Genomic DNA, 22,310 nt, shown 5'->3' on the forward strand with positions numbered 1-22,310 from the left:
GCAACTGCGAGCGATCAGACCAGATGGTGGTCCCAGTGAACGGATAGCTCTGAGAGTTCCCTCGCGGGTGTATCGGCGCCGAGCCGAATCAGTTTTCCCCGTCCGGAGGAAACAAGAAAGTCCCCTCCGGCAAGGGCCTGGATGCCGGCGCAATCGGGGAGGTGCACGCGGTTGACCAGCTCACCGGTCTTGCCCCGAAAGATAATGGCCGTTCCACCAACCGGCGAAGCAGCAGCTACGAGGTCGTTTTCCGGATGGGCAACCACGCTGGCAATGTAGTTGGCCAGCGCTCTCTGGGTGTCCTCATCGAACCGGTATTCCCGCAGTTTTCCCTCTTCAAGACGCGCCAACAAGGGCGGCGTTTCGTAGAGTGGGCCCTGGTGCTGATAGGCCACGTACACGCGGTCACCGCCGCTGACGCTGACATGGCGGGCGCTTTGCTGGTGGTGGGGCGGCCTGAAACGGCCAGCGATTTTGCCGGAGTGACGATTCATCAGCAGCAGGGCTGGATCCATGGTGTCCAGATTCAGCTTTATGCGGTCGTAATCCGGATGAGTGAGGATGCCTCCGAGCCCGATCACCAGGGTTTCGCCGTCGGGATGCAAGGTCAGCTCATGGGGGCCTATTCCCGCCAGATCAAAGGTTTTGGTCCGCCGATAACCGTTTTCGGCATCGTAGACTGCGATGATCCCCGCGCCCTGATCGAACCGGCTGGCGGTGACGTATAGGCGTCGGCCATCGGTCGAGAACACACCGTGGCCAACAAAGTGTTCTCCCGGCTCGGCTGAAATATGGTGTTTCCGGTCACCTGTCGTGCTATCGAAAACGTAGAATGACCAACCCGGGCGGCGTTCGAAAAACAGGGTCTCTTGCTGGTGCGGTCGGTTGCAGCCGCTATGGCAGCGGGAATCGACAGGCGCCTGCCACAGTATCCGGCCGTTGCGGTTGAATGCGCTGACTCCAAAACTGCCATCTGGGAACCCGACGGCGCCGGCATAGCCATCAGGTTGGACTGACGCTTTTCGGGGCAGCAGGGAACAGCCGGTCAGGCCCACGGCAACGCCGCCGGCAATGGACACCTTGAGAAGGGCTCTCCGGTTCAAAAGCATAAGATCAGCTTCCTCAGTCGCCATCGCTCGAGTTGAAGCCCCTTACTACGCCGAGTGCGACTGCCGCCTGGTCATTCACCAAAGTGGTCAACTGGGAAATATCAACGTAAAGGCTCTGCAGAGCCCGGAACTGGTCTTCTTCTTTCAAAGCAGTTGCCATGGGCAGGTGGGCACCGGGAAAGTTCTGCTGAACCTCGTTGAATTGTTTGCGAATGCGGTCTGCCAGGTCGGACGCCCCCTTTGCTTCCAGCGAAATTTCGAGCCCCGGTAAGAAGTACCGGTTCAGGCCGTCGACCGTCGCCGCGACAGTCTGCAGGCTTTTGCCGCTGCGCCAGGCGTCCGCGATGTAAGGGTTGCGTTTGTTACTGCCGCGAAGTCCCATAGGTTGGGCCAGCCTTCTTTCTTCCAGGATTTCCAGCGTTGCCATACCCGCTCGGATAGTGGTGTCGAAGTACTGCTCGGTTTCCAGATAGTGCGGCCTGAAAGCCTGCCACCCAGCCATCAACTCGTCGCTGTTGCTTTTCACGTGTCCGGCGACGTTCGTCAGCAGCTCGCAGGTCCGGGCGACGGGGAGTGAAGTTTCCCCGGCATTGAGCTCTTGATCGAACAGCAGATATTCCATCATCGGGAAGCCTTGCACAGCGACACCGGACTGATTGATCACGTTCGGGGTGATCGGTTCATCGTTTCCGATCAGGTAAGCCGCTTTCCGTGCGATCAGATTCTTCGGGTCCGGCCAGAACTGGAACTGCCAGGAAAGGTTGTTGTTCTCGACCGGGCCGAAATCGACAAAGCGTACCTTCTGCCAGGCCAGGAAGGCATCCAGCCAGGCGGCTTCCAGGTGATCCCGGCTTCCCTCGGCTGGATTCTGGCAGTAGTCACGGACGGATTCAGCCAGCTCATCCGATTCTGTGGTCAACGCTGGATAGCCGGTCCCAATGCCCCCATACCACTGCTGGCGGGCCTGGGTGTTGGCATCGCTTGCCCACGCCAGGGGCGAGGTTAGTGCCAGGATAGATGTGCATAGCAGTCTGGTGATCCGTTGCATGGCTGATCCTCAGAGTGAATTCAGAAAATCGATCAGAGCGGAACGATCTTCGGGCGACATCTGGCGGTATCGGTCGGCGGCCGCCTGAGCCTCGCCACCGTGCCAGAGCACGGCTTCTTCCAGAGTTCGGGCACGGCCGTCGTGCAGGAACCCGGCTTGTGGGTTCACCACTTGGGCGAGGCCAATGCCCCAGAGTGGCGGGGTTCGCCATTCATTGCCATTGGCCAGGAATTCGTTGCGGCCATCGGCCAGGGCAGGACCCATGTCGTGCAGCAGCAGATCCGAATAGGGCCAGATAGTCTGGTTGCTAAGGTCCGGGCGATCGGCAACCTCGCCGGTATGATGTCTCGGCGTATGGCAGCCAGCGCAGCCACTTTCGTTGAACACCCTTGCCCCCTGCTGGACGGATTCGGACTCAAGGTTGCGACGGGCAGGTACTGCCAGACTTTTCGCGTAGAAGGTCACGAAGTTGGCGACCTTGTCGCTTACCTCAGGTTCGCCGCCATGGGTAAACCGCTCACAATTCTGCTCGGGCATGCAGTCGGTTGTGGGCTTAAGAGTCGAGGTCAGGCCCATATCTCCGGCGAACGCTCCCATGCTCTGCTGGCGGACATCCGGCTCGGCCGCCTTCCAGCCGAAACGGCCGGGCAGCGTCTGTTTCGTTGTCAGATCCCAGACCTGGTTGAGCTTTCCGGAAATTCCGTTACCGTCTGCATCGTCAGCGTCTTGGAGGGCTTGCAAATCTTCGATGGGGATGGCTTCCAGCAAACCCATTCCGATCATCTGGGGTGCTACCCGGGGTGACACCAGCAGGTCTTCCGGCAGTGGCCCATAATTTGGGTTCTCAATGCGGTATACAGGCTTGCGCAGTTCCACCACCGTCCCATCCGCGAGTGTTTTCTTCACTGGCGTCCATTCGACGATCAAATCAGCCTCTGGTTTCGCTGCAGGAAGCGCGGCTGTCTGGAGCTGGCTGCCATATACTGGCGCCGGTTTAAAACCGTGTTTGCGCAGAATGTCTGCGTCCAGCTCCGGATCAGCAGGGACTGCCAGTCTCAAAAACAGGGAGACCGGCGGCTCGTCGACACCGGGTGGGTGTCCGCGACCATCCTTGATATGACATCCCTGGCAGGAGTTGGTATTAAACAGCGGGCCCAGGCCGTCACGGGCGTCAGTGCTTGCCGGGGCTTCGACCCAGGGGTTCCGGAAGAAACTGTTGCCGACACTGAAATCCAGACGTTTGGTCATGGACAGATTGCCCTGGGGAAGCGAGTAGGCATTGGTGTCTGACTGTTGTACGGTGCCCTCACCACCTGAGGCCGGAGATGTCTGGATCCGATAGCCCGCGTGAGTCTGGGCGCATACGTGGGCGCTGGCAATCGCCAGCGCCCCGACTAAGGCAAGCGGTTTCATCATGCTCAGAACGCGTGGCCGGCATCATCGGGAGACAGGGCTTCAATACCCAGGTCGCGCGCAGCCTGCTCAATGGAACCGGTCTGTGCGACCAGTGCCATGATAGCGCCGTTGACGATACGAGTTCCCTCGGCATTCCCGGGTGCAATCATGGTGTCAAAAGCCATGGAATTTTCGCTGCTCTCCGCACGGGCCTTCATCAGCGCCAGGGCTTCCATGGAGGCGTCCAGCTGGTTGTTAAGGCGGGCGTCCAGCTCTGGGTCGCTCTGCTGAACCAGATCAGACAGGGAAGGGCCGGTCACCAGGCTGCCATCCACGCGATGGTAGGTACCCGTGTAGACGTTCTGGATTCCCTGGCCATTGTAGTAGTGAGAGTTATGGGTGTTATCGCTGAAGCAATCGTGCTCGTCCTCGTAGGAATTGGCCTCCAGGGCGACCTTCATGCGTTCACCTGCAAGTTCGCCCAGGGAAAGGGAGCCCATGCCGAACAGCATTTTCTGAACACCCTCGTTCGCATCAGCGCCTGTCAGCTGGGCGCGGTAGTTGTCGCTGGCGCCCGGTGCCCACTGGGCCACCATCCACTCAAGATCGGAAACCAGGAGGTCCGTTACTGCATCCAGGTATTCACCACGGCGTTGGCAATGGCCGTTGGTGCAATCAGAGCCTTTGGCATAATCGGTGACCGGCCGCTCTCCGGCGCCGTTTTCGAAGCCATGGAGATCCTGGCCCCAGAGGAGGAACTCAACCGCATGATAGCCGCTGGCCACGTTGGCTTCAGATCCGCCCACTTCGTTCAGATCGGCCAGCAATTCCGGAGACAGGAAAGCTACGTCCAGGTTCTCGCCACCAACATTAATGCGGTTGCTGGCGATGATGTTGGCCGTGGCGCCGGCATTACCGAGTTCGTGCTGGTAGTCGTCAGCCTGCACATAATCAATCAGGCCTTCGTCCAAAGGCCAGGCGTTCAGTTGACCCTCCCAGTCATCGACGACAGCGTTGCCGAAACGAAACACTTCGGTCTGTTGATAGGGGACACGCGCAGCCAGCCAGGCTTCTTTTGCGGCGGCCAGATTGGCTTCGGATGGGGTTGCGATCAAGCGGTCAGTGGCTTGGTCCAGCGCGCGGGCGGTGATCAGGGCATCTTCGTAATTGGCATAAGCCAGATCGGCGTAGTGATCGACTACTGAGTCTTTGGTTGCCGGCTGAGGGTCCTTGGCGGACCAGGGATGATTAGCGCAGCCTGCAGTCAGCAGAACGGTAACTGTCAATGCCAGCGGGGCTGGACGAAACATGGACGTCATTCCTTTCTCCAAGTTATGGTAATAATGATGCGAATGCGAAACATTTGCGTTCAGCATTATGGGTGCCGTTTGATTGAAACGCAAGCGGGAAAAGGACACGATTGATCCGCATTGATGACAGTGCTCTTGCCCTGGGCAACCGTGATCGGGCTTAATGGCCCCGTCACCAGGGAGCTTTCTTGTATGTTGAGTTATTTGCACGCCTTCCACGCCGGCAATTTCGCCGATGTCCAGAAACATGGAGCCCTGGCACTGGTCCACACCATGATGCAGGCGAAGGCCTCCGGTATTGCCTGTTTCGACACGCATGCCGGGAGTGCCATATACGATCTGCGGAGTGAGCGGGCCCGCAAGACCGGGGAAGCCGACCACGGTGTTCAGAGACTTTGGGGTGCGAAAGATCGGCTGTTGTCCGATGATTGGAAGCCGTTTCTGGACGTGCTGACAGGATTCAATGCCGGCGGTGGCGAGCTGTCCGTTTATCCGGGTTCTCCTGCCTGGTTTCAGCATTTTCTCCGGGATGGAGATGCGCTGACGCTCTTTGAACTTCATCCTTCCGAGGGCGAGCAACTGGCGGGCTGGGCTTCCGAGGCTCCGATTCGCGTGCTCAGACAGGACGGCCTGGCAGGTCTGCTAAGGCAGTTGCCTCCCAGACAGCCGCGCCTGCTGACGCTGATTGATCCCTCTTACGAGGTCAAAACCGATTACATTGAAGTGGCGCAAACTCTGGGGAAAGCATGGCATAAGTGTCGCCATGGGGTTTATCTTGTCTGGTACCCGATACTGACCAGTGGCCTCCAGGAACAGTTGAAAGATGCGGTCAGGGGTGCCGATGCGCGTAAGATACTGTGCAGTGAGGTGCATCTGAATAATCCGCCGGAGCGAGGTATGGTCGGATCGGGCATTCTGGTGGTAAACCCACCCTGGGGTTTTGACTCCCGGTTTGCCGCAATGATGAGCGATGTTGCCGGGTCGGACGTTTTGAATCTGTCTCACGATATTGGTTGGCTGGTTCCAGAGTAGTTGGAGGGACAGTACGCGAGGGAGTGATGAGGTTGGAGGGTAAGCCAGTACACAAGGCAGAATCCACGTGGATGCCCGGCGGTCTGATTCCGGTTGAGCAGTGGAAAGTGCCTGAAACATCCGTGAGACGTTCACTTAAAGATGCGTTGCGCCATGCCCTCGCCCAGATTCGGGCGGGCATAGTGGCGGAAAAGGAAGTGTTTGAAAGCCTCGATAACCTTCCGGAGCTCTCAACCGCCCGACTTGAATCCTTTGCACCCCGGCCCGCGCTGAGATCGCTCGCGGAGACGCTCTCAAAGGCTCTTGAATGGCGCGGCCCCAATCACGACTCCGCCAAGAGAGTCGCTTTACTAGTGGCTCCACCGTTCTCGGGTATTCGTTCTGCCCTTGAGTGTTTTCCCGAACTTGAATTGCAGCAAGAGGGCGAGGCAGACCGGTGGTCGCTGATCCTGCCACCCGAGAACCTGCTTGTTGATGACCAAGGCGCCAGGGAGTGGTGGGACAAGCAGGATCTTTCCAGGCCGTGGGTTATTCCCGAGATGGCTGATTTCTGGTTGCGCCATCTGTCCGGGCTGGCTCTGGTTCGGGAATTACTCCGTCGGGTTGCCACGGGAGGCCTGGCTCCTGGCGTTATTGGTTGCTCGAGCTGGTGCTGGCAATTCTGGTCCTCTTACTTCAGGGATGCGCACTTTTCGCCGATGACACCCTCGCCGATGGCAGCAGTGGAACTTGGTGAATGGTTCGAATCCCTTGCTGCCGGTGATAGCGATCAGTCAATCACGGCCCGAATGGCAGACGATGGCCTATGGGTATTACCGATGGCTGAAGGAAATGACGGCAAAAGACGCAAACACAGTGGCTTTCTCCGGGATCTCGCCTCGGTGGCAAGAGGTAATCCGGGCGTTGCGCTGGCCATCTGGCGCCGCGCGCTGAGAGCTCGTCCGGAAGAAGAGGCGGCCACTGAGGAGTCCGGCCAGGTTTCTGCAGACAGCGGTTCAGTCGCCCGGGCCTGGGTTATCCCTTTTGATCAACTGGGTTTGCCAGCGGTACCCCAGAGCCAGGGCGACAACATCGGCCTGCTATTGCATGCCCTGCTGTTGCACGATGGACTGGACGCCTCTCATCTGCAGTTGGTGACAGGAGTCGCGGAACATGAGGCAGGGTTTGTACTGGCGCGTCTGGCCCGCGCGGATCTCATTGAGCAGGAGCCAACTGGTGGTTGCTGGAAAGTCACCGCTCAGGGATACCCTTCGATCCGTCGACACCTGCAGAGCTGGGGCTTTCCAGTCGACACATTCTAGGAGATGAGCGATGGGTGATCTTGGTATTCGGGAGGCGTTTTCAGCGATTACGTCGGAAGCGTTGCTGGAATCATTAATCGTTGTGCTGCTGGCGACGGGCCTGACCATCGTAATTCAGAAGCTGCTTCCGAGAATTGCAGGAAAACTCGGGGGCAAGCCCCGGTTTTATATCCTGGCGTCGGTGCCCCTGTTGCGATTGATCATTATCGTGGTGACCATCATCATCGTGGTTCCGATCCTGGTGGAGCCCTCGTTCGAGAACATGGTTGCCATTTTTGGAGCCCTGGGGTTGGCTCTCGGGTTTGCCTTCAAGGATTATGCGAACAGCCTGATTGCCGGAATCGTAACCCTCTACGAAATGCCGTACCGGCCTGGCGACTGGATCGAGGTGGACGGGCAGTACGGAGAGGTCCGCTCGATTGGCACCCGGGCCGCGGAGCTTGTTACGCCGGATGATACCGTGGTGGTGGTACCCCACAGCAAACTCTGGGCGTCGCTCATTGCCAACGCCAACAACGGAACGGATAACCTGATGTGTGTGGCGGAGTTCAACCTCGAACCCCACCATGACGTCAGCCGGGTTATGGGACTGCTGCGGGATGTGGCCTACACCTGTCCTCTTACCCGCACGTTCAGGCCCGTCGTTGTGGTGGTCTCCAACAAACCGTGGGGCATGTGTTACCGGCTTAAGGCCTACCCGATAGAGTTGAAGGATCAGTTTCGGTTTATTTCCGAGCTGACAGCAAAGGGCGCAAGTGCTTTGGCTTCAGAGGGCGTCAGGTTTGTCTCAGCCCCCGTCACCGGAAACCCCTGAACTTTGCTTGCCGGTTTCTGTTTCCTCAATCAATTGATGCAGCCTGCCGAGAATGCGCTGCCCGCTCTCGCCGGTGCGCTCGAGGTAAATGTCACGTACCGGCAGGCTGGCTTCCCGAAACGCCTCACGTTCTGAATCGGTAAGGCGAACGACCTTCATTTGACCCTCTTCCAGCATCTGCTCAAGCCGGGTCTGATTCAGTTCCTCCTGGGTCTCCCAGGCAATCTGCGCGACGTCCTTGAGTCCGTTGTCGAGCCATTGTTGCTGGTTTTCAGGCAGGGCGTTGTACCACTCAAGATTTGAAACCACGGAAGCGACGAACTGGGCCGGTCGCGCCAGGGTCATGGTGGTCTGTACTTCATAGAAATCCATTTCCTCAATGGCGAAAACTGGATTGCTCTGGCCATCGATCTTGCGCAGCTGCAGGTCACTGTAAACCTGGGAATAGGGAATCTGGCTGGGCTCGGCGCCATAGGCCCGGAAGGTTTCCTCCGCCATGTCGGATGTCATGGTTCGGATTCGCTGTCCGTTGAAGTCCTCCGTCGAGCGCAGCGCCTTGTTAGCTGTCCAGGCCATCCAGCCTTCAGGCACGAAACCCAGCAGTTTCATGTTCTGATTGGCATAGGGTGATTCAAACAATCCGAGCAATTCTGTACTGGCCAGAATCTCTCGGGTAACGTCTTCGTCGTCCGGAAGAACATAGTGCAGTGTGAAAAGACCGACTTCCGGGACGGTGTTGGCAAGATGTCCGGGAGAGGCGAACGCCAAGCTTATCGAGCCATTGCGGACCAGTTCAGTAAGCTGGGCCGAGGTTCCCAGTGAACCGTAGGGAAAAATATCGATTTCGATCCTGCCGTCGGAACGCTCCTCGATCCGTTCCTTCAACGCTTTGGCATAAGCATGCTGAACGCTACCCTCTATCTCCTCAAGGGCAAAACGCCAGGTAACCGGATAATCGGGGGGCTCCGGCGCATCGGCGGTCTCGTCCCCACCGCTGGTCTGGCTGTCTGAACAACCGGTCAGTGCAATGGCCAATGCCAGGCTCAATGGCCAGAACCTGAAGCGGACAGTGGGCATAACGGGAACTCCAGTTTTCTCGATCCTTGGTTGATATTGCCATACAAGGTAACACAAGAATGCGCACTGCCGTGGGTTACGGGGTTGTATTGAATTACACTGTCGAGCCAGACGATCAAGTGCATAAAGGAGAGAGTTCATGGAGTTTTTGTGGTTGGCAGGAGGCCGGGAATGACAAACCAGAAGCAGGCGATGCTCTATGGACTTGGCACGGTGCTGTTGTGGTCCACCGTGGCAACCGCGTTCAAGCTCTCCCTCAGGGAGCTCGCGCCCGTTCAGATGCTGCTGATTGCGTGCAGCGCGTCGGTGGTTGTAATGGCCGTGATTCTGATGCTACAGGGGCGCTGGCATCTGGTGTTTTCTCTCAGCCGCAAACAGTATGCCCAATCTTTTGGCATGGGGCTGATCAATCCCTGCCTGTACTATTTTCTGTTGTTCGGTGCCTTTGACCGACTACCCGCCCAGGAAGCGCAACCGCTGAACTACACCTGGGCTCTGGTGCTGGCCTATATGTCGGTACCCTTTCTGGGGCACCGGCTGCGCAAACTGGATATTGTTGCGGGCCTGATCTGTTATGCCGGGGTCGTGGTGATTGCCACGCGCGGGGCTGTCACTTCGCTAAGCTTCGAGGATCCACTTGGGGTTTCTCTTGCCCTCGGAAGCACAGTGGTCTGGGCGTCCTACTGGATTATTGCCACACGGGATACCCGGGATCCGGTGGTTGGCCTGTTCCTGAATTTCCTGTGCGGGTTGCCGGTGATTCTGCTCATTTGCTGGTGGACAGAGGGGCTCAGCTTTGCTCCGGGAACGTCGCTGGCTGCAGCGGTCTATGTAGGCGTGTTCGAGATGGGCATCGCTTTCGTGCTCTGGTCCTATGCCATGAAAAAGGCGGAGAACACTTCGAAGGTCAGCAACCTGATTTTTATCTCTCCGTTCCTTTCGCTGGTATTCATCTATTTCATTCTGGGCGAGCATATCCTGCCCTCCACCTACATTGGCCTGGTTCTGATCATGATGGGGCTATGGATTCAGCAGAAAAAAGTGAAGGATCGTGAAGAGGCCCTGAACCTTGGCTGACTGGTTTGTCTACATGGTTCGAACCGCCAGAGGTTCGCTCTATACCGGCATAACCACTGACGTTGAGCGGCGTTTCCACGAGCATCAGGCCGGTGCCCCCAGGGGCGCTCGGAGCCTGAGGGGCAAGGGACCTCTGCAACTGGTGTTCAGTGCTGCGGCCGGGGACAGGAGCCGAGCGTCACGGTTGGAGTGGCACATCAAACAATGGCCCCGACCCAGGAAAGAGGCCCTGGCCCGGGGCGAGCTCAGTCTGCCAGATGACGTCTGATGTGTTCGCCGGTGGTTTCCATCGCGGCAGTGGCCCGATCCAGCTGACCGCTGTGTACCTGGAAAACGTGCCAAAGACTGTTATAGACCTCAAGACGGACTTCCACATCGTGCCGGTTTGCGGCCTCGGCCAGCCGTTCGGCGTCGTTCAGCAGGATTTCCTGGCTGCCTACCTGGATCAACAAGGGTGGCAGGCCGCTCAGGTCTCCGAATATCGGTGAGATCAACGGATTGGTAAGGGATTCCTCTCCGGCATACAGCCTCGCGGCCTTGCTGGTCCAGCTGGCCTGAAGTACCGGTTCACATTCCGGTGCGTAGAGCTGCTCCTGGGTCAGGTCTACCCAGGGTGAAAACACCGTGAGTGATGCCGGAAGCTGCAGGCCCTTATCTCGCAGTCGCATAGCCAGGGCAACGGAGAGCCCCCCGCCAGCGGAATCGCCGGCGACGGCAATCTGGTCCGGTTTCAGGCCAGCCTCCAGAAGCCCGTTCCAACAGGCTTCGGCATCATCCAGGGCGGCGGGGAATGGAAACTCGGGCGCCAGCCGGTAATCCGGTGTAACGATGGCGCAGCCGGTCGTTTTCGCCAGGTGCCCGGTTATGCCGCGGTGCGTCCTTGAGGAGCCGATGATGTAGCCTCCGCCGTGCAGATAGAGAACGGCGCTCTGGTGATCGTTGCCGAAGGTTGTCCGGGTTGCCGGCACGCCCCCAACGGTTGTGTTCTCGAATTTCGCGCCTCTCGGCGGTGTCGAACTCCGGTAAGCCTGGCGCACAATGCGTCTTTGAAGTGGCACCGGTACCGCCGGGTTAAGGACCGGTCTGACCAGCCGGTTCATGGTCTGGCGCAACGCACTCTCTAATACGTGTTGCAACATCTGTGTCTTTCCCCTGCTATGGGTTAGGCCCGCTATAGGTTAGGATTGAAAGCCCGAATTCGATAACTCATTCATGACAGGCGTTTAACTCTACGTGTACTGGAAAACGGATACCATAGAAATACCGGACTGGGACAGGCACTCACTCCTGGACAGACTCGAACTCTTCGACCCGACATGCTCGCGTGATCTCAGTGATGAAATGGTGGCCTATTGTCGTTTTTATGGGCTGGATCTCTGGGTGGAACATCCGGACGTTGCTTATCATCAGGGTTACGTCAAAGCTTGCGGTCATGAAGTCATGGTGCATTATTTCCGGTTGCCGGACGAGTCGACAGAACGTGGCACGGTGTTTATTCTGCACGGCTATTTTGACCACGTCGGGTTGTACAGCCAGTTGATCGATCGGTGCCTGGGAGCCGGATTTGATGTGCTCGCTTACGATCAGCCCGGCCATGGCCTTTCCAGCGGCACGCCCGCAGCCATTGGCAGTTTCCTGGAGTATCAGGGCGTTCTGTCAGACGTGATGGCCGAGGTCAGGGACAAGTTGCGTCAGCCCTGGTTCGCGGTCGGACAGAGCACCGGTGGGGCGATCCTGATTGATTACCTGTTGTCCAACCAGCACAACCAGCAGACTTCCGACTTCCGGAGAGTGGTGCTTCTCGCTCCTCTCGTAAGACCTGCGGGCTGGTTAGGAGCAAAGGTGCTTCATAGCATCGCAAAACCGTTTATATCCCGCTGGCGCCGAGTGTTCGCCGAGAACAGTAGCAACAGTCGTTTTCTCAAATTCTTGCGGGAGTATGACCCGCTCCAGGCGAGGGCAGTGCATGTCGATTGGGTAAGCGCACTTCGAAAATGGGTGCCCCATATCGAATCTGCGCGGCCTGTCGACTTTCCGGTGACCGTCGTGCAAGGTGAGAAGGATCTGACAGTCGACTGGCAGCACAATCTGCGTATTATCCGGAATAAATTTTCCTCGGTTGAGGAACGGAAAATCCCTGACGGACGTCATCATCTTGTGAACGAAGCTCAGGATTTGCAGGCAACCGTATTCAATACCATTATTGATACATTCACGAATTCGGCGGAAAAGACCCGTTAAATCGGGTTGGCTGAAGAAACCAGGCACAGGAGAAAGCTGTGAAGAAGATGATTCTTGTATTTATGGTGGCAACTTTCGGTCTCGGCGGTTGTATGACCTATGACCCCTACACCGGTGAAGAGAAAACTTCGAATGCGACCAAGGGAAGCATCATCGGCGCTATTGGTGGTGCGGCTATCGGTGCGGCAACCTCCAGCAAGAGTGATCGCGGAAAAGGTGCGCTGATTGGCGCAGCCAGCGGCGCGGCCATTGGTGGTGGCGTTGGTTACTACATGGACAAACAGGAAGCCGAGCTGCGTCGCCAGCTGGAGGGCACTGGTGTTCGCGTGGTGCGCAACGGCGATGAGATCGAGCTGGTGATGCCAGGCAATATTACCTTTGATCTGAATGAATCGAGCATCAAGCCGTCATTCAGCGGAACACTGGAATCCGTGGCTCTGGTGCTGAAGGAGTATGACAAGACCATCATCCAGATCGAGGGGCATACCGACAGCTCCGGCTCTGACAGCTACAACCAGCTGCTCAGTGAGCGTCGCGCCTCATCCGTGCGTGACTTCCTCCTGAACCAGGGTATTGAGCCGAAGCGTACCCGGGCTGTTGGCTACGGCGAACGCTACCCGGTTGCCTCCAATGATACCGCGGCCGGCCGTGAGCAAAACCGTCGTGTTGAGCTGACGCTGGTGCCCATGCAGTAAGCAGGGCGTTCGCAGCCATAAAAAAACCGGAGCAAAGGCTCCGGTTTTTTTGTTTCTGTCAGTGAATCAGAACAGTACGCGGCAGCGAATGGTCCCTTTCACTTTGAGCAGCTTTTCCTGTGCCAGTTCGCCGTACTCTTTGTTCACGTCGACGACAACATAGCCGATGTCTTCCTTGGTCTGCAGATACTGGCCACAAACGTTGATGCCATTCTCCGAAAACACCTGGTTGATCTCGGACATCACGCCGGGCACGTTTTCGTGGATGTGCAGCAGACGGTGCTGATTGGGGTGTGACGGCAAAGCGACTTCCGGGAAGTTCACGGAAGAAACCGAGGTGCCGTTGTCGCTGTACATGGCCAGTTTTTCCGCCACTTCCCGACCGATGTTTGCCTGGGCTTCGATGGTGGAGCCGCCAACATGCGGGGTCAGTATGACATTGTCGAACTCCCGCAGCGGAGAGACAAATTCCTCGTCGTTGGACTTGGGCTCAACCGGGAATACGTCAATGGCAGCACCCAGCAGTTTGCCGCTGCCCAGCGCATCGGCCAGGGCGTCGATGTCCACCACGGTGCCGCGGGAGGCATTCATGAGAATGCTGCCGGGTTTCATCTGGGCGAACTGCTCGGCCTTGAACATGTACTTGGTGGCCGGGGTTTCCGGTACGTGCAGGCTGACCACATCGGCAATGTTAAGCAGCTCCTGGAGCGTACCTACCTGGGTGGCGTTGCCGATCGACAGTTTTGAGACGACATCGTAGAAGTAAACATCCATGCCCAGGCCCTCGGCCAGGACGCTGAACTGGGTGCCGATGTTGCCGTAGCCGATAATGCCCAGTTTTTTGCCACGGATTTCATAGCTGTCCTTGGCGGATTTCAGCCACTCGCCGCGATGGGCCTTGGCGTTTTTCTCCGGGACACCGCGCAGGAGCAGAATGGCCTGGGCGAGAACCAGTTCGGCGACGCTCCGGGTGTTGGAGAAGGGCGCATTGAAAACGGCAATACCGCGCCGGGTGGCCGCCTGCAGATCCACCTGGTTGGTGCCAATACAGAAGCAACCCACGGCCACCAGCTTTTTGGCGGCTTCAAATACTTTCTCGGTCAGCTGAGTGCGGGAACGGATGCCGACGAAGTGCGCATCGGCAATCTTCTCGATCAGCTCTTCCTCGGCCAGCGAGTGAGACAGGTACTCAATGTTGGTATAGCCCGCAGCATTCAGCGTATCAATGGCAGATTGATGCACGCCTTCCAGCAGCAGGATACGGATTTTGCTCTTCTCAAGAGACGTATTTGACATGGGCTTGCTTCCGAACCTTTCGTCACGTGAAATGACCCGTGGCCAGTGATCGTCGGGGCTGGCTCACAGAACAGGGGCGGTATGATACCATAAACCAAGATTTTCACAGCGCGCCGGTTTGCCTGAATCAACTGTCTGTGATTCCTGTTGCAGGATGCTCCGGCCCAAACCTGACGAGACCGAAAAATCCATGAATTCTGAACAGATCATTGCTTCCCTCAAAGACCTGATGGCCACCGGCGACGCGCCCGGCAAGGTACTGACCGACCCGGCGGATCTGGACACTTACGGCAAGGACTGGACCAAGATTTACCCACCCAAGCCCCTGGCGATCGCGTTACCCAAGACCACGGAGCAGGTTCAGGCACTGGTAAAGTTCGCCAACGAGAATCAGGTGGCACTGGTGCCCTCCGGCGGCCGCACAGGCTTGAGTGCCGGCGCAGTGGCTGCCAACGGGGAAGTGGTTGTGGCGTTCGACAACATGAATCAGATCCTGGATTTCAACGCCAGTGACCGCACGGTTCGATGCCAGGCTGGCGTTGTGACGGAACAGTTGCAAAATGCAGCCGAGGAGAACGGTCTCTATTACCCGGTAGATTTTGCCTCCGCCGGTTCCAGCCAGCTCGGGGGTAATCTGTCTACCAACGCTGGCGGTATCAAGGTAATTCGCTATGGTATGAGCCGGGACTGGGTTGCCGGTCTCAAGGTCGTGACCGGTAAGGGCGATATCCTGGATCTGAACAAGGATCTGGAGAAGAACAACACCGGGTACGATTTGCGGCATCTGTTCATCGGCGCGGAGGGCACACTGGGCTTTATCACGGAAGCCACCATGAAGCTGTCCCGTAAGCCGGATAACCTGACGGTACTGGTACTGGGTCTGAACGACCTGACCAACACCATGGACGTGCTGCAGACCTTCCAGAAAAAGATCGACCTCACCGCCTATGAGTTTTTCTCCCATCAGGCCATGGGACACGTACTGGCCCATGGTCAGGTTCAGGCGCCGTTTGAAACCGAGGCGCCGTACTACGCGCTGCTGGAGTTCGAAGCTGTCTCCGATCAGGTGATGGACGATGCCATGGCCCTCTTTGAGCAATGCGTGGAGAACGGTTGGGTGCTGGATGGCGTGATTAGCCAGAGTGAAACTCAGGCCCAGAACCTGTGGCAACTGCGCGAGCGCATTTCCGAATCCATTGCGCCCCGCACGCCCTACAAGAATGACATTTCCGTGGTCGTTTCCAAGGTGCCGGGCTTTCTGCAGGAAATCGACGCGGTTGTCACCGAGCATTATCCGGACTTCGAGATTATCTGGTTCGGCCATATCGGTGATGGCAACCTGCACCTCAACATCCTCAAGCCGGAAGATATGGCCAACGAGGATTTCTTCGAGAAGTGCCAGCAGGTCAACAAATGGGTGTTCGAAATAGTCGAGCGCTATCAGGGCAGTGTCTCTGCAGAGCACGGCGTGGGCATGACCAAGAAGCCTTATCTGAAGTACACGCGCAGCGAGGCGGAAATCGCCTACCTTAGAGGGATCAAGCAGGTATTCGATCCCAACGGAATCATGAACCCCGGCAAGATTTTCGACTGATGCAGGATCATATCGTAGTGCTGACAGGCGCAGGCATAAGCGCCGAAAGTGGTCTCTCAACCTTCCGGGACAACGGCGGGTTGTGGGAGCAGCACAGCGTCTACGATGTGGCCACGCCCGAGGCGTTTGCGCGCAATCAGGAGCTGGTGCTGCGGTTCTACAATGACCGCCGCCGCCAGCTTGCCTACGCCCAACCGAACCGGGCCCATCAGCTGCTGGCGGAGCTTGAGCAGCGCTACCGGGTTACCGTGGTCACCCAGAACGTGGACGATCTTCACGAACGGGGTGGTGCGAGCAACGTCATTCATCTTCACGGTGAGCTTACCAAGGCGCGCAGTTCAAAATATCCGGAGCTGGTTTACGACATCGGTTATCGTGATATCAACCTGGGCGACACCTGCGACCGTGGCGCCCAGCTTCGTCCTCATATTGTCTGGTTTGGCGAGGAAGTGCCCATGCTCGACAAGGCTGCCGACGTTGTCCGCACGGCCGATCACCTGCTGATTGTGGGAACGTCTCTGCAGGTATACCCGGCGGCCGGGCTGGTGTACGAAGTGGACAGGGACGTGCCCATCACTGTGATCGACCCAGGCGAGCCGGCTTCAGTGTCACGGGCCCGGTTTATCCGCAAGGGTGCCGTTGAGGGTGTTGCCGAGTGGGTTAGCGGGTTGTAGTTCCGAACGCTGCTGTTGCTTCTATTTTGCAGAATTCCTCTCGAACCTGGCTGGTTAGAAGACCGATAAAGGGAGGTGTCGAAAAAGTGAGTTTCAGTCGTTCTTCGCTTGAAGGCTGCTTGTCGACACTAATGGCCATGTGGTACTGCTTGCCATTGGAAAAGAATACGCCGGTGAATTGGTTTTCACGATTCTTGGTGCGAATGTCGTAACCCTCTGCCATCAGGTAGGCTGCCATCCGTTCCATGTGTTCGTTGTGTATTTCGCGTCGGCCAGTAACGCCTTCGATATGATGCCCAGAGAGGAAAGATCCTTCATTCCTCACCTCAATGTCGCAGGCGTTGCTCTCATAGTTCTCATAGTTCGTTCCGCTTCCGCCGCCAATCACCGAACAACCGCTTATTGTTGCTAGGGCTGAAAACGCCAAGGCTGCTTTTACTTTTTCCATTTTTTTTCCATTTGGAATGGGGCCAAAGCAGGGGCTGTTCGCCCCCTGCTTTTCAACTGTGGGGATTCAATTAATAACGCTTGCGATCCTTCAATGCCTCAACGTCTCTGGAGAAGCTCAGAATTTCCTCTGATTGAAGGTAGGTGTCCAAGCGGCCCATTGCGGCGGCGTAAAACTCGTTTACTGCCTCAGCAAGGGCCTTGTCGCTGGTGTCGATATTCTTACTATTGTCGACCTGTCCCTGATTGCTGGCTTTTTCAATTTGTTCAAATGCAGTATTCAGTGCAAGACCGACAAGGTCGTTCTTGTTATGACCAGGATTGTCGAAAATAGCTCGGTATTCCTTTGAAATATCGAGATCTTGAAGCGAGATTCGCTTGGTCATAAAGGTTTGCATGGTGAGTGGTTCAACTAGCTTGAACGAAAAATCGCCGCTGATGGAGAAGCGGCCTTCCTCGACGCAGCGAGCGCCAGAGCAATCGGGGCGAGAAGCGGCCTTGCTGAATTCCAGATCAAGAGAAGGAATGATGGCGAGGTAGGTGTCCTTCTTGTCAGTATATGTAATCTCGTCGAAACTCCGGTACGGGCCAACAAAGCGGAATCCTTTGTCAGTAATGAGCTTCTGAAAGCCCTCGCCGAGTGCTGTTTCCAGAGTGTTCGGGTACCGCCCCTGATAAAAGCGCTGGTTGAAGTCTGCAGTGGTCTGAGGGAGTGGCATTCCGTTGTAGCTGGTTGCTTGAGTTGATTCGTACCCGGCAAGCTTAGGACTTACGATCGCAATTGTTTGTGGATGAGTCTTGGATGATCTTTCAGACTCATATTTTAAATCCAGCTCTCCAGTCTGGCGCTCAATCGGGGCCGCCACGCATCCTGTCAAGATGCTGAAAACAATAGCAAGTGAAAATATTCCCTTGGTGTTCATTTGTGCTCCATTTTCCTGATTCTTAATATGTATTAATAAACCGCCGCGTAATCGTATAGATCCAGAACAAAGGGAAATAGAGTCGTTGAGAACATTTTGCAATATTTAAAGGTCTGCGAATGAAATGTTACAAGGGAGGCGATGCCTGCATCTGAGGCTGGTCGAATAAGTACCGCATACTTGGCTATTATTTCTGCTGAGCTCAAGGTGTGGGGTGCCCCTCGCTCGACGTATTAACGTTTCGTCGTCTCTATCTGGCTGTTTGGCAATGGGTCTAGGAGATATCTCTCCAGCTCTTCTCTGAAAGCGGCCTGAACGCCCAACCGCTTCAGCATCCAGTAGTGTCCGGCAATCATCCGGTCTATAAAGATGCTTTCCACCGGTGGCTTGAAGTAATCCAGGTATTTGAAAACGGTGCTGGTTTTCTCTGCCACGCGTTTGTGGATGTCCGCCTCGGCAAAGTCGTAGGGCACATCACGCTGTTCGAAGGGTACCACCAGAATATCCCGCCACATGGCGTAGTAGGCTTCATCCACGGCAGGCTGGCTGCCGACCCTTGCGCCCAGGTCGATCAGGTGCCGATCCAGCGCTTCGTAATCCTCCTCCAGTGCTGAAACCAGGGCATTCCGGTAGGCTTCGATGATCTCCGGTTTGAGCTTTTTCACGCAGCCGAAGTCGTACATGACGATGGAGCCATCGGGCCGGTAGGCGAAGTTGCCGGCGTGGGGGTCACCATGTATGCACTGGAAGCGGAAAAGCTGGTCCGCCATGAGCGTGAAGATCCGGTGCCCGATCAGGTTGATGGTGTCCTGATCGTACCGGTCTTTCGTAATCTTGCTGACGTGATCCCCTTCAACCAGTTCCAGCGTCAGAACCCGGCGGGTTGAATGGCTCTTCGCCACAGCTGGGATGAGAACCCAGGGCTGATCTTTGTGGAACTCCCGGAAGAGTTCAATGTTCCGTGCTTCGTTCTCGTAATCCAGTTCTTCCTTCAGCCGCTCCCGGATTTCAGCGAACAGCCGGTCGACCGACTCCTTGGGCATTTTCAGCAGGCCGCCCAGTCTCAGCGCCATGCGCAGTTGCTTGAGATCTGAATCACAGGATTCGTCAACGCCAGGGTACTGAATTTTCACAATAACATCTGTGCCATCGTGAAGCCGGGCGCGATGCACCTGGCCGATGGAGGCCGCAGCGTAGGGCGTCTCCTGCAGGTACTCAAAAAGCTCGGAGACCGGTTTGCCCAGTTCCGATTCGATTTGCCCCACGATGACCTCGAACGGCATGGGCGGCGCTTCTTTTTGGAGTTTCTCCAGCGCGTCCGAGAATTCCTTGGGCAGAAAGTCCTGGGTCTGGGAAGCGATCTGCCCCACTTTCATGACCGCCCCTTTCAGTTCGCCGAGGGTATCGGCAATCTGGTCGGCCATGCGGGTGTAGCTTTCGCTCTGGGCGCCCTCGTCATTTTCTGAGCGGAATAGTCGACGCGCGCGCTGACCAGCATACTGACCTGCTACAGAGGCCGTCATGCCAGCGAGTTTGAAGAAGCGACCACGTCGGGAGGTTACCGGTTTCTTTGCCATAAACAGATGTACGCCTTTGACCGGATTTGGGTTTAGCCGGCCCTGCACGTTAAACCACTTTGGTCTCCACGAACAGCAGGTCTTCCAGTTCAAGCGACAGGGTCTGGCCAGAAATCAGCGGGCCAACGCCTTTGGGCGTTCCCGTAAGCACCACATCGCCGGGCAGCAAGGTGAACTGGCTGCTGATGTGGGCGATCAGGGGAATAATGGGATTGAGCATATCGCCCGTATCGCCCGTTTGCTGGCGGTTGCCATCGATGTCCATTGTGAAGTGAATGGGGGCATCGGAAAACTTATTGGCCGCAACAAACGGCGAAAGCGGACAGGCACCATCGAAGCCTTTCGCTCTTTCCCAGGGCTGGCCCTTCTCTTTGAGTTTGCTCTGCAGGTCTCGCAGAGTCAGGTCCAGCGCCAGACCGTAGCCCAGTATCGCGGATTCGGCCTCACTGGCTGAAGCCCGGGTCAAGGGGCGACCGATCAGAACCGCCAGTTCGGTCTCGAAGTGAACCGCCCCCTCGTCTCTCGGAAAATCCAGGGGGCGGGTAATATGCACCGCAGAGGTTGCGGGTTTGATGAACAGCAGTGGTTCATCCGGCACCGGGTTATTGAGCTCCCAGGCGTGCTCGGCGTAGTTGCGACCAATGCAGACGATCTTTCCCAGCGGCAGATGGACGGGTGTCCCATCTTTCCAGTGGTGTTGGTAATCCGGCATGGTCGCCTCCTGGTTGCTGTTGATTATTCCCCTTCAAACGAGCAAACAGTATAAACCTGAAGACCTTCGTCCTGCAGCTTGCGCGAGCCACCGAGATCCGGAAGGTCGATCATGGCTGCCACTTCCACAATCTCCGCTCCGATCCTGCGGATCAGGCGGGTAGCCGCCAGCATAGTGCCACCGGTGGCAATCAGGTCGTCCACCAGGACCACTTTATCGCCCGGCTTGAAGGCATCCTTGTGCAGCTCCACGGAGGCAGTGCCGTATTCAAGCTCGTAGTCTTCCACCAGCGTATCGAACGGCAGCTTGCCTTTCTTGCGGACCAGCACCAGGGACGCGTTGAGCTCATAGGCCAGGGCCGAGCCGATGATGAAGCCGCGGGCATCCACCGCTGCCACGGCATCAATCTTGTGGCCGTGGTAGCGGTGTACGAAGGCATCGATCAATTTCCGGAAGGCGGTTTTGTCCTGCAGTACCGTGGTTATATCGCGAAAGGCCACGCCTGGCTTTGGCCAGTCAGGGACCGTACGAATGGCCTTTTTGATGCTTTCAGAAAAATAATCCATAAACGTTCCGGTTAATGCCCTGGAGGCGGATCAGGCCGCGTCCAGGAAAATGAATTTCAGAACAAAAACAACAGCAATGATAACAACACTGGCGTTCAGATCTGCCCAGCGGCCACTGAGTGCCTTCAGGATGGCGTAGGTGATGAATCCCAGGGCGATGCCGTTGGCAATGGAGAAGGTCAAAGGCATCATCAGGGCGGTGACCACAGCAGGGGCTGCGTCAGTGACATCGTCCCAGTCAATCAGTTTGAGGCCGCTGGCCATCAGAACCGCCACATAAAGCAGTGCCGGGGCCGTGGCGTAGGCAGGAATGATGCTGGCGATCGGTGATAGCAGCAAACACGCGAGAAACAGTGCGGCAACAACCACAGCAGTCAGGCCGGTTCGCCCGCCGGCGGAGATGCCCGCGGTGGATTCGATGTAACTGGTGGTGGTTGAGGTACCGAGGGCGGCACCGGACATGGTCGCAACCGAGTCCGACATCAGGGCCCGGCCGAGGCGCGGCAGTTTGCCGTCCTTGTCGAGGAGGCCGCCTCGCTGTGCAGCGCCGATCAGGGTGCCGGATGTATCAAACAGATCGACGAACAGAAACGCAAAGATCACGCTGATCATGCCGATATTCAGGGCGCCCGCCAGGTCCAGCTGCATGAACGTCGGCGCTATGCTCGGGGGTGCTGAAACCAGACCGTTGTACTCCACCATTCCCAGTGCCATGGCTACGCCGGTAACCGCAATAATACCAATCATGACGGCGCCGGTTACCTGACGGAAGGACAGTGCGCAAATCAACACGAAGCCACCGAAGAAAAGAAGACTCTCTGCAACCTTCACTTCGCCCAGGCCTACAAGCGTGGCGGGATGATCCACAACAATGCCGGCATTCTTCAGGGCGATCAGGGCCAGGAAGAAGCCGATGCCCGCGGAGATGCCGAACCTCAGGGACATGGGGATGCTGTTTATGATCCATTCGCGGACCTTGAAAATGCTGAGCAGGAAGAACAGGAAGCCGGAGATGAACACAGCCCCCAGTGCCACCTGCCAGCTGTAGCCCATACTGCCAACGACTGTGAAGGAGAAAAAGGCGTTCAACCCCATGCCTGGCGCCAGGGCGATCGGGTAGTTGGCCCACAGCCCCATGATCAGGGTGCCGATCACGGCTGCAAGGCAGGTAGCAACGAACACAGCCCCGAAATCCATGCCGGTGGATGACAGTATGCTCGGGTTGACCACAATGATGTACGCCATGGTCAGGAAGGTGGTAATGCCCGCAACCACTTCTTTACGAACAGTGGTGCCGTGGGCCTGCAGTTGGAACAGTCGTTCAAGCATGACGGGTGTCTGCCTCACAGGATGCTGAAGGTTTGTGTTTAGGAGTCTGGTCTGGGCGGAATTCTTGGATTGCGTGAAAAAACGGCAATGTTA

At 57.0% G+C, this 22,310-nt stretch carries 22 protein-coding genes; 9 read left to right on the forward strand and 13 right to left on the reverse strand.

Annotated elements, in window-relative coordinates; translation table 11 throughout:
* Nucleotides 1-14 precede the first annotated feature (14 nt).
* From ACWJ62_RS02975 to ACWJ62_RS02990, 4 genes are read right to left on the reverse strand one after another with little or no spacing between them, the layout of a single operon-like run.
* Entirely contained in the window at nt 15-1,109 is a 1,095-nt protein-coding gene (locus ACWJ62_RS02975; RefSeq protein WP_449284857.1) for a DUF1513 domain-containing protein, read from the reverse strand.
* Between the two features lie 13 nt (nt 1,110-1,122).
* The gene (locus tag ACWJ62_RS02980; protein ID WP_449284858.1) at nt 1,123-2,157 is read right to left on the reverse strand and encodes an imelysin family protein; all 1,035 of its coding nucleotides are present in this window, start codon (nt 2,155-2,157) and stop codon (nt 1,123-1,125) included.
* A 9-nt stretch (nt 2,158-2,166) separates the two neighbouring features.
* Nucleotides 2,167-3,573, reverse strand: a complete 1,407-nt coding sequence (locus tag ACWJ62_RS02985; RefSeq protein ID WP_449284859.1) for a di-heme oxidoreductase family protein — start codon at nt 3,571-3,573, stop codon at nt 2,167-2,169.
* Between the two features lie 2 nt (nt 3,574-3,575).
* Nucleotides 3,576-4,862: an imelysin family protein gene (locus tag ACWJ62_RS02990; protein ID WP_449285341.1), complete on the reverse strand. Its 1,287-nt coding sequence runs from the start codon at nt 4,860-4,862 to the stop codon at nt 3,576-3,578.
* A gap of 192 nt (nt 4,863-5,054) precedes the next feature.
* Between ACWJ62_RS02990 and ACWJ62_RS02995 the strand changes: the two genes are divergently transcribed.
* From ACWJ62_RS02995 to ACWJ62_RS03005, 3 genes are read left to right on the forward strand one after another with little or no spacing between them, the layout of a single operon-like run.
* Complete coding sequence (locus ACWJ62_RS02995; RefSeq protein WP_449284860.1) at nt 5,055-5,894, forward strand: 23S rRNA (adenine(2030)-N(6))-methyltransferase RlmJ; 840 nt, start codon at nt 5,055-5,057, stop codon at nt 5,892-5,894.
* A gap of 26 nt (nt 5,895-5,920) precedes the next feature.
* Complete coding sequence (locus ACWJ62_RS03000; RefSeq protein ID WP_449284861.1) at nt 5,921-7,195, forward strand: hypothetical protein; 1,275 nt, start codon at nt 5,921-5,923, stop codon at nt 7,193-7,195.
* Between the two features lie 10 nt (nt 7,196-7,205).
* Entirely contained in the window at nt 7,206-8,009 is an 804-nt protein-coding gene (locus ACWJ62_RS03005; protein WP_449284862.1) for a mechanosensitive ion channel domain-containing protein, read from the forward strand.
* Here ACWJ62_RS03005 and ACWJ62_RS03010 read toward each other — a convergent pair.
* Nucleotides 7,983-9,086, reverse strand: a complete 1,104-nt coding sequence (locus ACWJ62_RS03010) for a TRAP transporter substrate-binding protein (RefSeq protein ID WP_449284863.1) — start codon at nt 9,084-9,086, stop codon at nt 7,983-7,985. The genes ACWJ62_RS03005 and ACWJ62_RS03010 overlap by 27 nt on opposite strands.
* 171 nt (nt 9,087-9,257) lie before the next feature.
* Between ACWJ62_RS03010 and ACWJ62_RS03015 the strand changes: the two genes are divergently transcribed.
* Both ACWJ62_RS03015 and ACWJ62_RS03020 read left to right on the forward strand, forming a co-directional pair.
* Complete coding sequence (locus ACWJ62_RS03015; RefSeq protein WP_088827530.1) at nt 9,258-10,163, forward strand: DMT family transporter; 906 nt, start codon at nt 9,258-9,260, stop codon at nt 10,161-10,163.
* A gap of 13 nt (nt 10,164-10,176) precedes the next feature.
* The gene (locus ACWJ62_RS03020; protein ID WP_449285342.1) at nt 10,177-10,431 is read left to right on the forward strand and encodes a GIY-YIG nuclease family protein; all 255 of its coding nucleotides are present in this window, start codon (nt 10,177-10,179) and stop codon (nt 10,429-10,431) included.
* Here the strand turns inward: ACWJ62_RS03020 and ACWJ62_RS03025 are convergent.
* Nucleotides 10,409-11,302, reverse strand: a complete 894-nt coding sequence (locus ACWJ62_RS03025) for an alpha/beta hydrolase (RefSeq protein WP_449284864.1) — start codon at nt 11,300-11,302, stop codon at nt 10,409-10,411. The two genes, ACWJ62_RS03020 and ACWJ62_RS03025, sit on opposite strands and share 23 nt — an antisense overlap.
* 94 nt (nt 11,303-11,396) lie before the next feature.
* Here ACWJ62_RS03025 and ACWJ62_RS03030 point away from each other — a divergent pair, with 94 nt between their 5' ends.
* Entirely contained in the window at nt 11,397-12,404 is a 1,008-nt protein-coding gene (locus tag ACWJ62_RS03030) for an alpha/beta hydrolase (protein ID WP_449284865.1), read from the forward strand.
* Between the two features lie 47 nt (nt 12,405-12,451).
* A complete protein-coding gene (locus ACWJ62_RS03035) occupies nt 12,452-13,099 on the forward strand; it encodes an OmpA family protein (RefSeq protein ID WP_227507921.1) in 648 nt (215 codons plus the stop codon).
* A gap of 66 nt (nt 13,100-13,165) precedes the next feature.
* Here the strand turns inward: ACWJ62_RS03035 and serA are convergent, their stop codons facing one another.
* The gene (serA, locus tag ACWJ62_RS03040; protein ID WP_008174043.1) at nt 13,166-14,395 is read right to left on the reverse strand and encodes a phosphoglycerate dehydrogenase; all 1,230 of its coding nucleotides are present in this window, start codon (nt 14,393-14,395) and stop codon (nt 13,166-13,168) included.
* Between the two features lie 190 nt (nt 14,396-14,585).
* Between serA and ACWJ62_RS03045 the strand changes: the two genes are divergently transcribed.
* Nucleotides 14,586-15,989 carry an FAD-binding oxidoreductase gene (locus ACWJ62_RS03045; protein WP_449284866.1) on the forward strand — a complete coding sequence of 468 codons (1,404 nt, stop codon included), beginning with the start codon at nt 14,586-14,588 and terminating at the stop codon, nt 15,987-15,989.
* Nucleotides 15,989-16,663, forward strand: coding sequence for an SIR2 family NAD-dependent protein deacylase (locus tag ACWJ62_RS03050; RefSeq protein WP_449284867.1), 675 nt, complete (start codon nt 15,989-15,991; stop codon nt 16,661-16,663). The genes ACWJ62_RS03045 and ACWJ62_RS03050 overlap by 1 nt, the downstream gene beginning before the upstream one ends.
* Here ACWJ62_RS03050 and ACWJ62_RS03055 read toward each other — a convergent pair.
* The 6 genes from ACWJ62_RS03055 to ACWJ62_RS03080 all read right to left on the reverse strand — a co-directional run bounded on the left by ACWJ62_RS03055 (nt 16,650) and on the right by ACWJ62_RS03080 (nt 22,217).
* Nucleotides 16,650-17,111 carry a hypothetical protein gene (locus ACWJ62_RS03055; protein WP_449284868.1) on the reverse strand — a complete coding sequence of 154 codons (462 nt, stop codon included), beginning with the start codon at nt 17,109-17,111 and terminating at the stop codon, nt 16,650-16,652. The genes ACWJ62_RS03050 and ACWJ62_RS03055 overlap by 14 nt on opposite strands.
* A gap of 70 nt (nt 17,112-17,181) precedes the next feature.
* The gene (locus ACWJ62_RS03060; RefSeq protein WP_449284869.1) at nt 17,182-18,033 is read right to left on the reverse strand and encodes a hypothetical protein; all 852 of its coding nucleotides are present in this window, start codon (nt 18,031-18,033) and stop codon (nt 17,182-17,184) included.
* Between the two features lie 233 nt (nt 18,034-18,266).
* A complete protein-coding gene (locus ACWJ62_RS03065; RefSeq protein ID WP_449284870.1) occupies nt 18,267-19,610 on the reverse strand; it encodes an ABC1 kinase family protein in 1,344 nt (447 codons plus the stop codon).
* A 49-nt stretch (nt 19,611-19,659) separates the two neighbouring features.
* Complete coding sequence (locus ACWJ62_RS03070; RefSeq protein WP_449284871.1) at nt 19,660-20,322, reverse strand: fumarylacetoacetate hydrolase family protein; 663 nt, start codon at nt 20,320-20,322, stop codon at nt 19,660-19,662.
* Between the two features lie 23 nt (nt 20,323-20,345).
* Nucleotides 20,346-20,888 (reverse strand): adenine phosphoribosyltransferase, encoded by a 543-nt coding sequence (locus tag ACWJ62_RS03075; protein WP_064228603.1) that lies wholly within the window; start codon nt 20,886-20,888, stop codon nt 20,346-20,348.
* Between the two features lie 30 nt (nt 20,889-20,918).
* Nucleotides 20,919-22,217 (reverse strand): NCS2 family permease, encoded by a 1,299-nt coding sequence (locus tag ACWJ62_RS03080; RefSeq protein ID WP_449284872.1) that lies wholly within the window; start codon nt 22,215-22,217, stop codon nt 20,919-20,921.
* Between the last annotated feature and the right edge of the window lie 93 nt (nt 22,218-22,310).

The organism is Marinobacter sp. PE14 (genome assembly GCF_053566155.1).

Coding starts and splice junctions, on each gene's coding strand:
- ACWJ62_RS02975 (WP_449284857.1), bottom strand. CDS start 1,109: ATGCTTTTGAACCGGAGAGCCCTTCTCAAGGTGTCCATTGCCGGCGGC.
- ACWJ62_RS02980 (WP_449284858.1), bottom strand. CDS start 2,157: ATGCAACGGATCACCAGACTGCTATGCACATCTATCCTGGCACTAACC.
- ACWJ62_RS02985 (WP_449284859.1), bottom strand. CDS start 3,573: ATGATGAAACCGCTTGCCTTAGTCGGGGCGCTGGCGATTGCCAGCGCC.
- ACWJ62_RS02990 (WP_449285341.1), bottom strand. CDS start 4,862: ATGTTTCGTCCAGCCCCGCTGGCATTGACAGTTACCGTTCTGCTGACT.
- ACWJ62_RS02995 (WP_449284860.1), top strand. CDS start 5,055: ATGTTGAGTTATTTGCACGCCTTCCACGCCGGCAATTTCGCCGATGTC.
- ACWJ62_RS03000 (WP_449284861.1), top strand. CDS start 5,921: ATGAGGTTGGAGGGTAAGCCAGTACACAAGGCAGAATCCACGTGGATG.
- ACWJ62_RS03005 (WP_449284862.1), top strand. CDS start 7,206: ATGGGTGATCTTGGTATTCGGGAGGCGTTTTCAGCGATTACGTCGGAA.
- ACWJ62_RS03010 (WP_449284863.1), bottom strand. CDS start 9,086: ATGCCCACTGTCCGCTTCAGGTTCTGGCCATTGAGCCTGGCATTGGCC.
- ACWJ62_RS03015 (WP_088827530.1), top strand. CDS start 9,258: ATGACAAACCAGAAGCAGGCGATGCTCTATGGACTTGGCACGGTGCTG.
- ACWJ62_RS03020 (WP_449285342.1), top strand. CDS start 10,177: ATGGTTCGAACCGCCAGAGGTTCGCTCTATACCGGCATAACCACTGAC.
- ACWJ62_RS03025 (WP_449284864.1), bottom strand. CDS start 11,302: ATGTTGCAACACGTATTAGAGAGTGCGTTGCGCCAGACCATGAACCGG.
- ACWJ62_RS03035 (WP_227507921.1), top strand. CDS start 12,452: ATGATTCTTGTATTTATGGTGGCAACTTTCGGTCTCGGCGGTTGTATG.
- serA (WP_008174043.1), bottom strand. CDS start 14,395: ATGTCAAATACGTCTCTTGAGAAGAGCAAAATCCGTATCCTGCTGCTG.
- ACWJ62_RS03045 (WP_449284866.1), top strand. CDS start 14,586: ATGAATTCTGAACAGATCATTGCTTCCCTCAAAGACCTGATGGCCACC.
- ACWJ62_RS03050 (WP_449284867.1), top strand. CDS start 15,989: ATGCAGGATCATATCGTAGTGCTGACAGGCGCAGGCATAAGCGCCGAA.
- ACWJ62_RS03055 (WP_449284868.1), bottom strand. CDS start 17,111: ATGGAAAAAGTAAAAGCAGCCTTGGCGTTTTCAGCCCTAGCAACAATA.
- ACWJ62_RS03060 (WP_449284869.1), bottom strand. CDS start 18,033: ATGAACACCAAGGGAATATTTTCACTTGCTATTGTTTTCAGCATCTTG.
- ACWJ62_RS03065 (WP_449284870.1), bottom strand. CDS start 19,610: ATGGCAAAGAAACCGGTAACCTCCCGACGTGGTCGCTTCTTCAAACTC.
- ACWJ62_RS03070 (WP_449284871.1), bottom strand. CDS start 20,322: ATGCCGGATTACCAACACCACTGGAAAGATGGGACACCCGTCCATCTG.
- ACWJ62_RS03075 (WP_064228603.1), bottom strand. CDS start 20,888: ATGGATTATTTTTCTGAAAGCATCAAAAAGGCCATTCGTACGGTCCCT.
- ACWJ62_RS03080 (WP_449284872.1), bottom strand. CDS start 22,217: ATGCTTGAACGACTGTTCCAACTGCAGGCCCACGGCACCACTGTTCGT.